Origin of the sequence: Alicyclobacillus sacchari (assembly GCF_004366795.1) — a bacterium.
Classification (GTDB): Bacteria; Bacillota; Bacilli; order Alicyclobacillales; family Alicyclobacillaceae; genus Alicyclobacillus; species Alicyclobacillus sacchari.
Window position 1 is genome coordinate 1 of the sequence record NZ_SORF01000022.1, and the last position, 15,337, is coordinate 15,337.

Here is a 15,337-nt window from a genome sequence, read left to right on the forward strand (position 1 = left end):
CATCCACGGGAGGTGAGGATATGGCATGCCGCCATTCGGATTGTATAGCCAAGCGAAATACTTGGATGCATGGAACAAAGCATGCAATGAAACGTGGCGATGAACTTCGCCATCTCATCTTCATCGGATACAAGTTGGATTGGTCTCTTCACGTGGAAGAACGGGAGTTTCAACGCGCGATTCCAGCCTGGCAATCCAGCCAAGCCTTTGAGAACGGCGATTGTATCCACTTTACTTGTATCCACAACGAAGAGAAGACGATGAGCAAATGGCTCTGGTTGGGCTACGCGAAAGTGGCTCCGGGCGTGTATCGCCCTCTCCATTTGGTTATTGTCTCAAATGGTCACAATAAGCGGCTAACTGTCGCAACCGTGTATGATCCGTCCCAAACATCGCACATGTGGGATGAGACCTATACGGTGCGATTGTGTTGGAAACATGCCAACACGTGATCATCGTTCGGGTAGAATGGGTGATGCAGAAAGGAGCCTGATCCGAATGCGCCACCCCAATGCGAACGATATCGCGTTCAAACACCGCCTCGGCGAGGAGGTATGGAACGTGCTTGAACTCAAAGCTCGACTGTGGACACACGGAAATACGGAAGAACTGCTTCGACGCGCGGTTGCGTCGTACCAAGAACCGATTGAACTAGAACATTCCGCCTGTTGCTCCCGCTGCGGACAGCCGGCAATCGAACGCTTGGATACCTTTGAAACAAACAACGGAGTCACCATTGATGGTGTGCCTACGCTCGTTTGCGAGCACTGCGGGAACCGTTCGTGGGACTTATTGCTCGTGGGTAAGCTCGAAGAGATGGTTCTGGAGCATCCAACCGGGACAAAGACCACGCTCGACAAGATGTTGACGCTCTGACGTTCTAAAGGTTCCATCCCCACCCGCCAACCGGGGGTTCATCACCCTCGGGCGGCGGGTCCCGTGGGTGACTTCATCCACGGAGGGATATGCATGCTAAAACTCAAACAATACGCCGGATGGCTCGCCATCGCGACCTGCTTGATCAGTTTGCTCATGCTTCGCTTCGCACCGCCCGTTCTCACAGGCTGGATCGAAGTCGTTGTAGCCCCTGGGCAAACGTTGTGGTCGCTTGCTGAGCAATGTCCGGCCAATCCATGGGATGTGGTAAATGCCATTGCGGTACACAACCACATCTCCTTGGACCAAACCCTGCAACCAGGCGAAGTCTTGGAAGTGCCGACGAAAATGTCGCCCTTCTGGACTCGGCTGGTTTTTTAACTTAAAGGAGGGAATCACGTATGAAGGCAACGTTTTCGAATATCGATCTGGAAAAGTTGTTACGTCAGCTATTACGCGTCGTTCCAAATACGACGAACAAGGTTGTTCTCAAGCACGTCCTCATCGAGGCGAAACGAGAACAAGATCGTGTGGACTTTTATGTGACCAGCGAAGACATGTCGTTTCGGCGCACGCTCTTCGTCGAAGCCACTTCTACCAGCGTGCAAATCGACGAATCAGGCTCGTGTCTACTTCCGGCTAAAGAAGTGCACGAAATCATCAAACGTGCCAACGGTCCCGTCACGCTGGAAACCCAGAAAGAGCGTACGGTCATGATGTTCGGCAAGACCAAGTATGATCTTGCCGGACTGAATCCGCATCTCTTTACACCATACGGCAACACCGATGAACAGGTGACACAAGCACAGGTACTCGCGCCGAATCTCCACCGCTTGATTCGACGCACGAGCTACGCGGCCGCCAAGAATCTGGTGCGCCCGATTCTCACTGGTGTGAACTTGGCCGTGGTAGACGGAGACTTGTCGGCCATCGCGACCGATGCCCTTCGCTTGGCGCAATTCACTGTGCCCTGCGAGGAGGTTTCCGGCGAAAACCGGCAGCTGGTCATTCCAGCGGCTTTGCTCGACACGTTGGCCGCGGCGTTGCCTGCATCGGATGACGATGAAGAAGTCACCTTCACGCTTGGCACCTCGTCATGCACGGTGTCGTGGGGAGATGATGCCTTTCACATGGCGCTTCGAGGCCTTGAAGGTACGTACCCGAATACCGCTCGACTGATTCCAGAACGCACGGCACATTGCATCGTAATCGAGCGTCAAGGGCTGCTTACGGCATGTGAACGCGTGGCAATTTTATCCGAGGCCGATCAGCAACGAGCCGAGTTTCGATTTACACCATCCGGTCTCACCGTGTCAGCCACGTCCACGCAATACGGTTACGCCGAGGAAACCCTGGAGACGATCCAAGGCACGAAAGATCCAGTGGAACTTTTGTGTAATGTCCATTACTGGATTGCGGCGCTCAAAGCGATGGAAGGTGTGCAAAAGGTGGAAATCGGCCTAAATGGATCGATGCATCCGTGCCTGTTGCGTCCCGTGGATGAATCCGGGACAAGTCTAATCGCCACGGTTGCTCGCTCTTCTGCGACGACGGAGAATCAGCGGCAAGTCAGCTGAGCGTTTCACCTAAACTCGCTGCACCCACCGAACATTGGAAGGGAGGAAGTCCCCTCATCATCATCAGAGGGGACTCCCTCTTTGGTGATGATGCGGGAAGCGATACATGAACGAAAAGGTGAAAGTAGCCATGGAGCGCTTGGAGCAAGGACTGGAAACACTTCTCGATACAGAGGAATGGCGCAAATTTCTTCAGTTCCAAGCGACATTTCATAAGTACAGCTTCGCCAACACATTGCTCATTTCGATTCAACAGCCCAATGCTACATGGGTAGCGGGTTACAATCGATGGAAGGCACTTGGCCGTTTTGTCAAAAAAGGCGAGCACGGCATTGAGATATTCGCGCCGTTGCTCAAGAAACAAACGAACAAGGCCGATCCGACCAAGGAGGAATCCGGTGAAACGCCACAGGAGGAAGAGAACAAGCGTATCCTCTACGGCTACCGCGTCGTGTACGTGTTCGATGTGTCGCAGACGGATGGCAAGCCGTTGCCAAGCGTTGAGAGTCCAAAAATTCTTACGGGTGAGAGCCACCTGTATACCAAGCTGCAACAGGCATGCCCGTTCCCCGTGGATGAAGTGGGATCACTAGGTGGAGCGAATGGGAAATTCAACTTGTTCACTCACCAGATTGAGATCGTCCACGCATTACCCGTTGCACACAAAGCGAAAACACTGATTCACGAATGGGCACACGGGCTATTGCACAGCAATGGTCCTGTTGATGCTATGAGAAAACCATTCATCGAACTGGAGGCAGAATCCACCGCATTCGTCGTTGCGCAAGCACTTGGGCTCGACACCTCGGACTACTCGTTCAGCTACATCGCCGGATGGAGTGGGAAGGACGCACTGGCTGCTCTCAAGGCGTGCGGCACGAGGATACAGCAGGCGGCGGATCAAATCCTAAAGGCCTTGGAAGATCAATCGTATGATTCAAAAAAAGCCATGTAATTTACTCGACAGGAGGATCGTCCATGTATACGTCCCTTCTTGTGTTCTGTACAATGAAGGCGGAGGGATGGCGTATGTCCGACCCATCAACCGCTCAGAAAATATCCGAATTTGTACACCGTCTTCGTACCAGAAGACAAGTTTTGGTCAACCAGTTGAACTTACGAGAAATGCAAGATAGCAGACAATTCCTTCAAGGCGAACTAAGTGCGATTGATACCATTCTGCAAGAAATGATTGAGGAGTTTGCCCTTTCATCAGCGTTGTCAACTGCAGAGGATATCCCTGAAGAAGCATGGCTACATGCTTTGGCTCGAAATCCGGCCTTCGAGTTCTTGGACGATCCGAGTGAAGATCTATACACCGTAGAAGATGGGAAGCCGATTCCTTATGAAGATGAAACATAAAATTGTGCTCCTCCCATTTCCATTTGATGACCTACAGTCGCACAAAGTAAGGCCAGCCCTGTGTCTCACCGAACCAATAAGTGCCCATGACCATGTAGTGGTTGCATTCATCAGCAGTCAAGTTCCATTGCATCCACTTCCAACCGACATCGTCTTACATGCGGCAACGGATACATTCACACTAACAGGCTTGAAGGTTTCGTCCGTGATTCGGTTACATCGGATGGTAAGCATAACGACAAAAATCATCCGGTATGAGTTGGGACACATCTCAGACGAAACCCGTGATCTCGTAGCGAGTAAACTGATTCAGCTATTTGACATTCAACATCATTTGCAATAACACATCGCCTTTGCACCAAACCCGAATCACGCGGGGATACACTTACCCATCCCCCGTGACATCGGGGATGGGCAAAGGAGCGAATCGATTATGGATATATACGAAAAGGCTGTTGAGAAACTTACGACGGAGATGGCTGCCAACGAAAAACATCCCTACGTTCAAATGATTGGGCAATACTTGTTGGCGTACCTCGAAAAGAAACCAGAACACGCAGAAAGGATACTTGCCGAAGGCAAGACCATCCTCAAGAGTCTCGACGCGATGCGTCGGTATGCGGAAACCAAGCGCGTGGGCAATGTGGCCGTGATTTCGGACGCGGACGGATACGGCATCGTCCTCCGATACTTCGATTGCTGGGACGGTGAGCCGTTTGACATTCCACCCGAGCCACAACCACTTGCGCAAATTGCCACACCAACACGCGCGGCAACCGCGAAATCCACGACAACAGCCAAACATTCGCATGCTCCGGCTGTGACGCAACTTTCGCTCTTCGACGATGCGGAAGGGGGCGAGGCGCTGTGAGCCACGACTTCTTCGCGCATTTTCCGACACAACCTAGTCAAGCGCTTATCGACTATGCACGTGACGTCGCGTTTCTCCAAAGTCGGTACCTCTTTGTTTGGCGCGACGGGAAGGTGCAAATGGCATATTGCACGCATTGCAGGGAAACGTATCCGCTCGGTGTCGGAAAGGACGCCTTTCGTCACAACGACCAGGCGGTGTGTCTCCAATGCGGATCGACGTGCGTGGTCAAGCATCGCGGACGCGGGCGCACACACCTGATCGACGTCGCGTACATCGTGTGGTACGAGAAGTCGATGATCGATGCCCAAACGGTGGTCGCGACCTGGTACTACGCCTGGCGGGATTACTCTGGCGACTACCACAACGTTGAGACGCATTTTCAGCCACGCGCCCGGTACGTGTTTGTGCCGGGACGCGGCGGCACCATGATGCGCTTGGACTGGTCAGGCGAGTGGAAACCGCGCCGGAACGTCCATCCGTTGCCCGTCGGGGCCATGGGTTGGAACGCCATCGAAATCTGGTGCTCACATGAGAGCATCCGAGCCGCAGTAGCTGGAACACCTCTTCAGTACAGCGGGTGGGAGACGTATTGCGAGCAGTACAACACACTCCTCACCTTTTTCGAACTCGCCAGTCGATACCCATGCATCGAGTATCTGACCAAACTCGGATTCGCAAGATTGGTGATGGCGAAATTGGATGGACGGCGCACATATGGGGCTATCCACTGGCGCGGCAGAACGATGGAGAAAGTACTTCGCATGCCACGCGCGGATGTCCAAGCCTTTCGCAAGCTGGCAGACATCATCGAGCCGCTATCGCTCCGCAGCTACCAGACGTGGAGGCGCCTGAGGTGGATGGTGTCACCGGAAGAAGCCCATATTCTGCGCGAACTGTTGCTCCCTCATCACTGGAGAGAGATTGAGGCTCGAGCATCGCTCGCGTCCGAAGTCGAGATCGCAAAGTACCTTTTCAAACAACTCCGCAAAGTTGGGTACCGTTCGATCGGTTATACACTCATCGAATGGAACGACTACCTGCGGTTTTGCACGGAACTCGGGATTCCGCTCAACACGACGAGGAACGTATTCCCATCGAATCTCCGCGAGATGCACGACACACTGATGAAGGCCGTGCGCATCAAGCGCGATGAGCGACTTACTGCTCTCATTGAAGCGCGATTGCCTGAACTCGAACCACTCGGTTACACGGATGGCCATTTCGTCATCCGACCGGCACGCAGTGTCCACGAGCTCTTTGAGGAAGGCGAAATCCTCCATCACTGCGTCGGTAGGTATGCGAAACGATATGCGATGGGTGAAACGGACTTGTTTCTCATGCGATGTGTATCCAACCCGGATACGCCGCTATGCACCATCGAAATGCAAGGAGACGTCTTGCGCCAGGCGCGCGGCGAGCGAAACCGACCACTTCACGAGGACGAACAAGCCTTCGTGGAACAATTCGTTCGCCGCGTTGCACAACGTCGCGAGCGTCATCGTCGTCAAAAAGCCAGTTGAGTTGTCACGGGATTGTCGAGTCTTCGGCAATCCCATATACTGAAAGCAAAGGAGTGTACACATGCCTGGTCAGGATACGCTCATGAAGGTTCTCACCCGTTCCCTCTCCGGCGGCGCCCTGGATGTCTTGGGTGTTCATGGTGTGGAACTGGCGGAACCTTTTGCGACCGAACTTCCCGCCAACACGCTGCGCATGGATCGCGTGTGGCGTATGGCGAACAGAGATCTGTTTCATCTCGAATTTCAGACGAAGCGCGAGTCGACGCTGCATCGGTTTTTGGAATACGACGCCCGCTTGGCAAACGAGCATCGCGTGAGAATTCGCACGGTCGTGCTCTACCACGCAAGCGTCACGAGCGCGCCGGATGAACTGGACATTGGAACGGCGCTCTACCGCGTCGAGAATGTATTCCTATCGCAACTCGACGGCGACCAGGCGCTGAACGAGGTCGAGCGTCACCTGCGTGCTGGACAGTGGGAACCGAGCGACCGCATACGGCTGGGCCTCGCGCTCAACATGCGCTTGGAGAGCCAAGAGAAGACCTTTGAACGTGTGCGGGAACTCATTCCGCAAGTGCCAGATGAGACCGAACGAGATTTGGTCGTGAGTGCAATTCTCGTCCTAGGCGATCAGGGTCTCACGGAGGAACAACGGGTACAACTTCGAAAGGAGCTGAGGAAGGTGTCGAAGTTGGCAGAGGAACTTTATGAAGAAGGGCGTCATGAGGGGCTTCAAGAAGGCATCATGAAGGGTCGAATTGAAATTGCCAAAAATATGCTCCGTAAAGGTGTGGCGATCGAGGACATCGCAGATACCACGGGGCTATCTAAGCAAGAGATCGAAGATCTCATGCGGAAACAATCGCATTAACGAGTCGGCCTGTCAGAAGCATTCACGCTTCGGCAGGCCGATGTTCTTTCTAGACGGAAAACATCTTCTGGCGTATCTCCGGATTGCACACACAACCCGGCGGATACAGCACCTCGCGAACGCGCCGCAAGCTCCCCGCGTGCAGATTCATCCGATAGGACGCCTTGATGCTTGTCACGCGCGTGTTTCTCGCGCCAAGCGCGACAAGAAAGTCGTGACATTCCGGCACAAGCGGCCCTGTGAGTGTCAGGCGGTATCGGCCTGCCGGGTCGATGCGAAAGTGGCTGTGCGTGTCGATGTAACCGCGTACAAAATCCACCGTCGGCCGAAACACAGGCTCGGTCGCACAAGCGTGTTCAAACGCATACATGAGATCGACGTCGTAACACCGCACATACAAGCTCAACTTCCCTTTTCGCACCGGATAGACATTGGAACGGCGCATAAACGAGCGAAGGATTGATATTTGTGCTTGGTCGTCTGAAACGAATCGCATGAACCATCGACCCCGTTTATCCCGCACGACCTTCGCCCGAGACACCAATGCCCCCAACAGATAATCGGGAATGGCCGGATAGCCGTGGAGCCCAAAATACGCATTGAAAAATTCGACCAGCGCATTTGACCATGTTCCGTATTTTTGAATCACTTGCTCTGGAGACACGGTCTTCCGTTCTCGATATATCCTTCTGTAATCCGACACCTTTGGTAGTCGGCATTTAGATTCCCATACTTGCGTAAGGATTTCGAATTCAGGTTCATGTGGATGCAAGATTCCAACTCCTAACACCAATCTACACGACCAGTGTACCGAATCTCACACGTGCAAACCACGCCAATTTTGCGCCACTCTTTTATGTCCGATAATAGAGTATTATTGGACGCAAACTTACAGTTCGAACGATGTATGAAACTCTCATACGAATGCACATTGAAGTATAATATTCATACCAATACCTCATGTAAGAAACGAGGCGACGATTGTGATACATATCAGTACCGTTACATCGAAGTATCAAATCACTATACCGTTGGAGATTCGTCAGAAAGAAGGAATCAAGGTAGGAGATAAGGTGATGTTTCAGTACATGGACAACGGAGACATTGTGATCCGTCCGATTCGGAAAAAGACGGCTCGCGAGTTAGGTGGCTATCTTCATCAGACGGATACAGGATATATTCCTTTAGGCGAAGTACGCAGGAGAACGCAAGAGGAGTTGGGTATGCGCTTGGAAGATAAGGATGGTGACCATCAGTGAGAACATGGTTTCCGGATACAAACATCATCCTCCGGTATCTTTTGCGAGACCATGACGGAATGTATCATGCCGCCTTACGGATGTTTGAACAAGCGGAACAAGGGGAGTGCGTCGTCCACATCGACACGATGGTACTCGCAGAATGCGTCCATGCGCTCACAGGACCGGTCTACCGTCGCGAACGCTCGGTGGTGGCGCGTGCTCTGTCGGAAATCCTGCTTCTCGAAGGTGTCACATGTGAGGACAAGGACCGTTTGACGGAGTCATTGATGCTATTCGCTGAGCATGACGTCGATTTCACCGATGCGTACTTGGCATGCAAGAGCCGGGACACCGACGGCAATGTGGTTTCGTTCAACCGCGACTTTCAACGGCTCAATGTAGCACTGCATGTCCCGGAGTACACGGACTGAACGACCGGAACGTCGATTGCGTACTGGAGGCACGGCGGCCATGGACGAATCACTCATATACCACGAATCCACAAAGGTTGATACGCAACTCTCCAACTTGATGGAAAGCGCGAGCGAGTATGTGCGCCGCTCAAAAGCGAAAAACACCATCAAGGCATATCAATCGGATTGGCAGTCGTTCTCTCGCTGGTGCAAAACGCGAGGGCTCTGTTCTTTGCCTGCCGAACCTCGCGTCGTAGCGTTGTATCTGTCCGATATGGCCGACCTGGGTTACAAAGCCAGTACGATTGGACGACATATGATCTCCATCGGCCTTGCGCATAAGACAAGGGGGCATGCGTCTCCAACATCCGACGAAACGGTGAAGGCCGTATGGCGTGGCATTCGGAATACGATTGGCGTAGCGCCAAACGGCAAGTCCCCTGTCCTGGTCGAAGATTTGCGACGAATGTTACAGCACGCCCCAAACGACCTGATGGGACTACGCGATCGCGCACTTCTGCTCATCGGTTTCGCCGGGGCATTCCGACGCTCGGAACTGATCTCGCTCAATGTCGAGGATATCGAGTTCACCCGGGAAGGCCTTGTCATCACATTGCGCCGCAGCAAAACGGACCAAGCTGGCGAAGGACGAAAAGTGGGCATTCCGTACGGGTCCTTCATCGAGACGTGCCCGGTTCGAGCTCTTCAGGCATGGCTGGAGGTAACCGGCATTGAATCAGGCGCACTGTTTCGGCACGTGACCAAAGGTCGTCAAATTGGCACAACGCACCTATCCGATAAAACCGTGGCACGCATCGTGAAAAAGTATGTCGAGCGCATCGGCTTGGATAAGCGCCGCTTTGCCGGCCACAGCTTGCGCGCTGGTCTGGCCACGTCCGCCGCGATGGCTGGTGCGTCGGAACGAGACATCATGGCGCAGACCGGGCATAAGAACCCCATGATGGTGCGACGGTACATACGCGACGGCAATCTGTTCCGTTCGAATGCGGCGGCAAGGATTGGATTGTAGACACCTTTGGAATGTGTCTAAGCCGTCTTAATCTGAATTTCAAAAATGTTGTTCTGGAATCTCATGAACGTTTGTAAAAGCAGGTCTCTATAGTGTTCTTCCACCCACTTCGCCACAAATGGAATAGACGAACATACCGTTACAACACCATTCCTGACAAATGCGCGTGTGTCGCCGAACCAAGTTGCGAATGTACTTGGTGAAAATTTTGTCTGTAATGCTTTCTGTACGTGATCCCAGAGTATTTGGTCGGACTCGGTGAATTCTACTTCAGGCTCATACTCAATCAACGTGGCACATGTCTCTATATTCTTAGGATTAGGATCAGGATCTTTAGAGATCCTAGAAGTATATTCGGTACTATATTCTGTCCGAACTTCAGGTACAACATCATCTTGTACTTCTTGTCCAAGCGGTTCGACCGGAAGTGCAACTTTGTTTGCTTCAAGTTGTACCACAGGTTCATTCGTTAGCGAAGTAGCTCGTTGTACTTCTGGTTCAGTTGCGGAACACATCATTTTCAAACGTTCAATAAGAGGCTGGATGCTGTATTTGGTCCTGGTACCGTCCGAATATACCAACAGAAAACGTTTCTTGCGCAGACTGGCACTCCATTTATCTATCTGCCGCAAGGACACATCCATGAATGCAGCGAGCGTTTCGCGGGATGGAAATGGATCGCTAGTACCGAATTTGTAGCTGAGAATAGCTGTAAGGAAGGACATTTCGCCGTGTTCGATATTCAATTTTCGGCGAAACCGGATCAAAACCTTCGGAACTTGCACGAAACCGTTCTCGACTACTTCCGAGCCCCAGATTTGTTCGATCTGCGTGGACAGTGTACTCATAGAAAAACCCCCGTTATCCATTTTTTGAGTATAGGAAACTAGAGGTTTTCCGTTCACTTTTTTTGCGATGTATGCTATTCTAATACCGCAAATAGCATATACGTGAACGGAACCCTCTTGGTCAGTAGATGGCCCGGCCGCCAAACCAAGTCCATCTACTGAGGTCTAAGGGGTTCTTATTTTTACCCCTATTTGGTACAAACTTAAAAGACCAGTTCCCAGGAGCGTTCTCGCATCTCTGGAAAACTGGTCTCTGCACACGTTTATGCTGAGAAAATATAGTGTCCTAGAGATTTTAGACTCAAGGCTCTACAAAGCTCTAGACACTAAGATTCATAGCATGATATAATCACTGCAGAAAACGTCTCCAGCGTTGGTCGGTAACGCTTGGTGACAGCTTCGGTAGGTTCCCAAGCCTATCGAAGCTTTTTTATTGCCTAACGTATAAAACGTATAAGTTGTTCATTCCACAAACAGCGAAGTTTTCCTCTGTGTTGATTGATATTCTACCACACAGCTTATCCACTTGTGAATAAGTTGTTTCGACAAGTTATCAATAAGTTATCCACAAGTAGGTAGGCTGTTATCTTAGCACTATATTTGGAGTTAGAACTAAGGTTGCGACGGGTTTTGGAATTGACATTGGTTTTTCGATATGATGAATATAAGATTTGCTACCAGGGGGGGTTGAAGTGACAATTACTCTGTCATTCATGTTGCAAAAAGGTGGGGTAGGGAAAACCACCACGACGGGGATTTTGGCATATCTGTTGAATCGACGCGGCAAAAACGTATTAGTAGTTGATATGGACTCACAGGGTAACGTAAGCACTTTGCTCCTTCAACGAAGCGTGTATACGTTCTCGAACGAGACCATCTTGGAAGCGGTAGAGGATCAAAACCCACGTCCATATATCGTTGTGAACAGCGATGGAATTCATGTACTTCCAGCGGATGATTTGCTAGCTATTTACGGACGCAGAATTTATGAACTTCAACGTGAGGAAAACAGACCTGGTGTTCCTCTTTTGTATCTCAAACAGACCTTAGATGTCGTACGAGATGAGTACGACTATATCTTGATTGACTGTCCTCCGAGTCTAAACGAGCAGACCCTTTCGGCCCTTGCGGCCTCCGACCACGTGATAACGGTACTACAAGCTGAGGTGTATGCTTATCAAGCCCTAACCAGGTTCTTCGAAACCTTGTTTTACGTCAAGAAGAATGTGAATCCAGCTCTCGTTATGACTGGGATAGCTGTTGGCCTAACAGATCGATACACACTCCAGGACTCGATTTTAGAAGAGTGTCTAGAAGCCTATGGCTCATTAGTTTTCGATACTGTTCTCCGTAGACTGGCCAGAATCTCCGAATTTGCAACCCTCGGAATAACCGATAGCCGAAAAGACCAAAAGGCGGCTCTCACCCAGTACGAAAATTTGCTCTATGAAATTTTGGAACGAATTGAGTCAAACTTTAGAGATGACTCGATTTATTTGCGAGCCCTCGAAAACCGGCTGTACTACATTGAAGAAAAGTTGTTGCAGGAAGATCTACCTGAAGTGAAACGTGCTCGGTTTGAGTCGCTTCGCGAGGAAACGATTCAGTATATTAATGTGGCGAAGGAGTGGGTGTGATGGCAAGTGGTAAAGATAGATTGAGAAGTCAATTGAAGAAGGAGCGTCCTCGTTCTGCCCATGAGGCTTTTTTTGCCCAACCCGATGGCCAAAATCACGAATCGAGTGTTTTGCATGATGTTGTTGCCCGTACCGATTCGAGCGACCAGACTAGTTCTACTTCCAATACCACTGCGGGCGTTGGTGTTGATCTTGATGTTAATACTGGTTCTAGCCTTGACACAAACACTAACTCTGTATCTGGTACTGATTCTAATTCCGAGTCCATCATTGGTGCTAGCGCCAACATTACGTCCAGCTCGACTTCTAACATTGGTGCTAATTCTACTGTTAGTTCTAAAACGGAGGCTAACCTTGATGTTGGTTCTGATCCTGATATCACATCTAGCGTTGTTTCTGGTGTTGGCGCTAATCCTAATACGACATTCAATTCTAACTCTGCATTCAGTCGTGACATCGAAGTTAATCCCAACATCAATGTCAACTCTGAATATAGCACTAGCGCTGGAGTTGCTTCGGAGTCTGGTTCCGACGTTAGTTCCATTTCTGGTTCTAACGTGGTTTCTGCTGTTAATGAAAACATCTTTAAGTGTGTGGATGACCCGTCTGTTTTCGCCCAACAGTATATTGAGAATTACTTTAAGGTTTTAGCTCAGAATTTGATTACTGTTCGCAACGGGCGCGTGACTCGTATCAAGAAGACAGATACTTACACGCATACGACGTTGTATCTGGATAAAAACTTGGAACCAAGGTTAAATCGTTACCTTCGCCAGAGCGGTCTTGACAAATCCCCGTTCATCAATGTCGCCATCAGTTTTCTTCTCGATCATCTAGGAGTTAAGTGAGTGTTTTGCAGAATGACTCCTGCGCGCGGCCTACACACCATATATAGCGTCTAATTATCATGGATCCCGCTACATATAGCGCCAAATACGTCGCGAACGTTAATTCTGCAAAACGCTCATTTTGTCACATGATACATTTGTTTTGTAACTACACACACATTGCTCTCGAAGACCTCGAGGGCATCGGTTGCTGATGCCTTTCTTAAACTTGTTTCTGATATTAACGCTAGAGTTAGTGTTAGTTCTAAATACAACAGTAACTTTGATATTGAGTGCTAGTCTGTATCTATGCAGTATGCTCATGGACTGGATTCAGCCCGGTATCGCCTGAATGAAGAAGTGAAGGCATGTGCGATGGAACTGCACATGCCTTCACGGGCTGATATCGATGGGTACATTAAATGAAAAGCATATTGGCAGCGTGTGCCGCGTCAAATTGGAAGATGAAAAGCACTGCTTCTCAGACGAGTATTTCTGGTTCGTCAGAGTATTGCTCGGTGGACTTATCCTCGGCAGGCGAATCTTGCTTGATCATCTGGGTCAACAATGATATCACCACATCGGGCTCCACTTGATATTCATTCGCCAGAGACAACAGTGTGTAAAACGCTCCCACCGAGCTCTCCACAATCTCAACCGCAGATACTTCATACTCGCTCGCCAATCGTAAAACGGTATCGAGCACTGTCGATGACATCTGCCATTGGACGTGTTCGACAAGTTCGTAGCCACCGCTTCGCAGTGCTATCGTATACTCGCGTTCACCTGCGACAATTTTCCCGCCGGTTAAGTAAATGTGGAACGTCTGATGCGCTACCACGTACTCAATGGGCAGGTTGATTCGGAAGTGTTTCAGTAGCTCCACCAACGAGCGCGACGCATGGCCCACATAATCCGCGCGGAACGTGCCAAAGTGATAGACAGCCTCCGTAGTGAACACCGTGACGTTTGTTGCGCCATCCTTCGTCGAAACGTCCACGGATTCAGCTTCTTCCTCGATGCCAAGAGCGAAGGCGAGTTCCTCGTCGTTCGTCCGGTACTCGCTCCACACGTGCTTCACGCGGTCCACGTATTCGACTCTCTCCATATCTGGCGTCTCCCTTCTCAGTTGCTATGCACACAGGCTACCACGGTCCAGCTTTATCATCGCGCCAATTTTGCGCCATTTATAAGACGCGACTGACTCGGCTTGTGGTGTCGTTTGGCCTAAAGTTGGCGTGAACCATTCGGTATCTTTCGGTACGCTCTTTCCATCAAGGCCATACCAAGCGAAGGGAGGTGACGGTATGGCGGGAAGCACGGCGTCGAATGTGACGCAAACGATCACGCAACTCGGCTTTGCGCGGGTGAACCCATGGACGCTGCTGAATCGGGTGACAAGCGGGTTTGGCCATCTCATCGAGGTCGTTTTCGCTTGGGTCTACTTCTTATCGGAAATCGGGGTATTGGTGGGTGCGCTTGTATGGATTGTAGGTTCGATTGGGAGTCATGCGCGGATTAAGCGTACGGGTGCTCATATCACATTGTACGCCATCGTCGGATTTCTTGCGGCGGTGATTCTGCCGGGCGTTATTTTGTCCATTGATTCGACTTTTCAGCGATAGGAGGAACGCATGTCCATGAAGCGATGGATCACTCAATTAGGAAAAAGTCTGTATGCGGGAAGTGCCCTATTGGTTTCGACAGCCATGTCGGTGGAAGCAAGCACGAGCGGGATTACAAATCCCCTCGTCAGCAGTTCGTCGAGCGTGAGTTCTGTGCTCAATCAAGCGCTTGGTTGGCTGGATGATGCGATTTTTGCGGTTGCCGGTGCACTCTTTTTGTTCCACCTCTACAAAGCGGTCATCGGCCTGATGGCGGGTTCCCATCATGCGCAACGACGCGAGGAGGCAAAAAGCCATCTCGTGTGGGTGGCGATATCGGGCGTCATGCTTGGTGGCGGTGCGATCTTGGCTGGCGCGCTATATAACCTCGGCAAGAGTTTTTAAGGGGGCGTCGCCATGCTTGAAGTTCATTCGCCAATCCCCATGACCGAAGGTGAAACGCTCGTCTTTGGCATTCGCACCAAGCATATCGCGCATTTTTCCATCGGGGTCTGTCTCATGGCCCCGATGGCCGGCGTTCTATGGTTTCTGCTTCCGCTTCTGCACCAACCGCGCTTCCTGGCGCTCATGGTGTGGGCAGGCGTCGGTGTGGTCTTTGCAATGGTTCCAGTCTCCAATCGTCCGCTGGCCGAGTGG

At 51.0% G+C, this 15,337-nt stretch carries 21 protein-coding genes; 18 read left to right on the top strand and 3 right to left on the bottom strand.

All coding sequences use genetic code 11. From position 1 onward, the window contains the following. The 10 genes from C7445_RS13360 to C7445_RS13405 all read left to right on the top strand — a co-directional run. The coding region (locus C7445_RS13360; protein WP_208320920.1) for a hypothetical protein at window positions 1–452 on the top strand (452 nt) is incomplete at its 5' end. A gap of 46 nt (window positions 453–498) precedes the next feature. After that, window positions 499–876, top strand: coding sequence for a hypothetical protein (locus C7445_RS13365; protein WP_208320921.1), 378 nt, complete (start codon window positions 499–501; stop codon window positions 874–876). 93 nt (window positions 877–969) lie between these two features. Continuing rightward, the gene (locus C7445_RS13370; RefSeq protein WP_134161094.1) at window positions 970–1,257 is read left to right on the top strand and encodes a LysM peptidoglycan-binding domain-containing protein; all 288 of its coding nucleotides are present in this window, start codon (window positions 970–972) and stop codon (window positions 1,255–1,257) included. Window positions 1,258–1,277: 20 nt separating this feature from the next. Continuing rightward, window positions 1,278–2,453, top strand: coding sequence for a DNA polymerase III subunit beta (gene dnaN / locus C7445_RS13375; protein WP_134161096.1), 1,176 nt, complete (start codon window positions 1,278–1,280; stop codon window positions 2,451–2,453). Between the two features lie 106 nt (window positions 2,454–2,559). Then, window positions 2,560–3,408, top strand: coding sequence for an ArdC-like ssDNA-binding domain-containing protein (locus C7445_RS13380; RefSeq protein ID WP_134161098.1), 849 nt, complete (start codon window positions 2,560–2,562; stop codon window positions 3,406–3,408). Between the two features lie 23 nt (window positions 3,409–3,431). Continuing rightward, complete coding sequence (locus C7445_RS13385; protein ID WP_237716353.1) at window positions 3,432–3,815, top strand: hypothetical protein; 384 nt, start codon at window positions 3,432–3,434, stop codon at window positions 3,813–3,815. Next, window positions 3,805–4,158, top strand: coding sequence for a type II toxin-antitoxin system PemK/MazF family toxin (locus tag C7445_RS15040; RefSeq protein WP_134161124.1), 354 nt, complete (start codon window positions 3,805–3,807; stop codon window positions 4,156–4,158). The genes C7445_RS13385 and C7445_RS15040 overlap by 11 nt, the downstream gene beginning before the upstream one ends. 90 nt (window positions 4,159–4,248) lie before the next feature. Continuing rightward, entirely contained in the window at window positions 4,249–4,686 is a 438-nt protein-coding gene (locus C7445_RS13395; protein ID WP_243835196.1) for a hypothetical protein, read from the top strand. After that, entirely contained in the window at window positions 4,683–6,209 is a 1,527-nt protein-coding gene (locus tag C7445_RS13400) for a PcfJ domain-containing protein (RefSeq protein ID WP_134161100.1), read from the top strand. The genes C7445_RS13395 and C7445_RS13400 overlap by 4 nt, the downstream gene beginning before the upstream one ends. 61 nt (window positions 6,210–6,270) lie before the next feature. Beyond that, window positions 6,271–7,080, top strand: coding sequence for an RpnC/YadD family protein (locus tag C7445_RS13405; protein WP_134161102.1), 810 nt, complete (start codon window positions 6,271–6,273; stop codon window positions 7,078–7,080). A gap of 49 nt (window positions 7,081–7,129) precedes the next feature. On the opposite strand, the gene C7445_RS13410 is transcribed toward C7445_RS13405, so the two are convergent. Then, on the bottom strand, window positions 7,130–7,744 hold the full coding sequence (locus C7445_RS13410; RefSeq protein WP_243835197.1) for a hypothetical protein: 615 nt from the start codon (window positions 7,742–7,744) through the stop codon (window positions 7,130–7,132). A 319-nt stretch (window positions 7,745–8,063) separates the two neighbouring features. On the opposite strand from C7445_RS13410, the gene C7445_RS13415 reads away from it, so the two are divergent. The 3 genes from C7445_RS13415 to C7445_RS13425 are packed head-to-tail and all read left to right on the top strand — an operon-like array spanning window position 8,064 to window position 9,764. After that, a complete protein-coding gene (locus tag C7445_RS13415; RefSeq protein WP_208320923.1) occupies window positions 8,064–8,339 on the top strand; it encodes an AbrB/MazE/SpoVT family DNA-binding domain-containing protein in 276 nt (91 codons plus the stop codon). Further along, window positions 8,336–8,752 carry a PIN domain-containing protein gene (locus C7445_RS13420; RefSeq protein WP_134161108.1) on the top strand — a complete coding sequence of 139 codons (417 nt, stop codon included), beginning with the start codon at window positions 8,336–8,338 and terminating at the stop codon, window positions 8,750–8,752. The genes C7445_RS13415 and C7445_RS13420 overlap by 4 nt, the downstream gene beginning before the upstream one ends. A 40-nt stretch (window positions 8,753–8,792) precedes the next feature. Continuing rightward, on the top strand, window positions 8,793–9,764 hold the full coding sequence (locus C7445_RS13425) for a site-specific integrase (protein ID WP_134161110.1): 972 nt from the start codon (window positions 8,793–8,795) through the stop codon (window positions 9,762–9,764). Between the two features lie 17 nt (window positions 9,765–9,781). On the opposite strand, the gene C7445_RS13430 is transcribed toward C7445_RS13425, so the two are convergent. Further along, window positions 9,782–10,612 carry a DnaA N-terminal domain-containing protein gene (locus C7445_RS13430; protein WP_166669156.1) on the bottom strand — a complete coding sequence of 277 codons (831 nt, stop codon included), beginning with the start codon at window positions 10,610–10,612 and terminating at the stop codon, window positions 9,782–9,784. Between the two features lie 692 nt (window positions 10,613–11,304). On the opposite strand from C7445_RS13430, the gene C7445_RS13435 reads away from it, so the two are divergent. Next, window positions 11,305–12,249 carry a ParA family protein gene (locus C7445_RS13435; protein WP_134161114.1) on the top strand — a complete coding sequence of 315 codons (945 nt, stop codon included), beginning with the start codon at window positions 11,305–11,307 and terminating at the stop codon, window positions 12,247–12,249. After that, window positions 12,249–13,097, top strand: a complete 849-nt coding sequence (locus tag C7445_RS13440) for a hypothetical protein (protein ID WP_134161116.1) — start codon at window positions 12,249–12,251, stop codon at window positions 13,095–13,097. The genes C7445_RS13435 and C7445_RS13440 overlap by 1 nt, the downstream gene beginning before the upstream one ends. Before the next feature lie 460 nt (window positions 13,098–13,557). On the opposite strand, the gene C7445_RS13445 is transcribed toward C7445_RS13440, so the two are convergent. Next, window positions 13,558–14,184, bottom strand: coding sequence for a hypothetical protein (locus tag C7445_RS13445; protein WP_243835199.1), 627 nt, complete (start codon window positions 14,182–14,184; stop codon window positions 13,558–13,560). A 199-nt stretch (window positions 14,185–14,383) separates the two neighbouring features. Between C7445_RS13445 and C7445_RS13450 the strand changes: the two genes are divergently transcribed. The 3 genes from C7445_RS13450 to C7445_RS13460 form a co-directional block, all read left to right on the top strand. Beyond that, the gene (locus tag C7445_RS13450; RefSeq protein ID WP_134161118.1) at window positions 14,384–14,701 is read left to right on the top strand and encodes a hypothetical protein; all 318 of its coding nucleotides are present in this window, start codon (window positions 14,384–14,386) and stop codon (window positions 14,699–14,701) included. Between the two features lie 9 nt (window positions 14,702–14,710). Further along, window positions 14,711–15,085 carry a hypothetical protein gene (locus tag C7445_RS13455; protein ID WP_134161120.1) on the top strand — a complete coding sequence of 125 codons (375 nt, stop codon included), beginning with the start codon at window positions 14,711–14,713 and terminating at the stop codon, window positions 15,083–15,085. Between the two features lie 12 nt (window positions 15,086–15,097). Continuing rightward, window positions 15,098–15,337: hypothetical protein (locus C7445_RS13460; RefSeq protein ID WP_134161122.1), on the top strand; the 240-nt coding region annotated here is incomplete at its 3' end.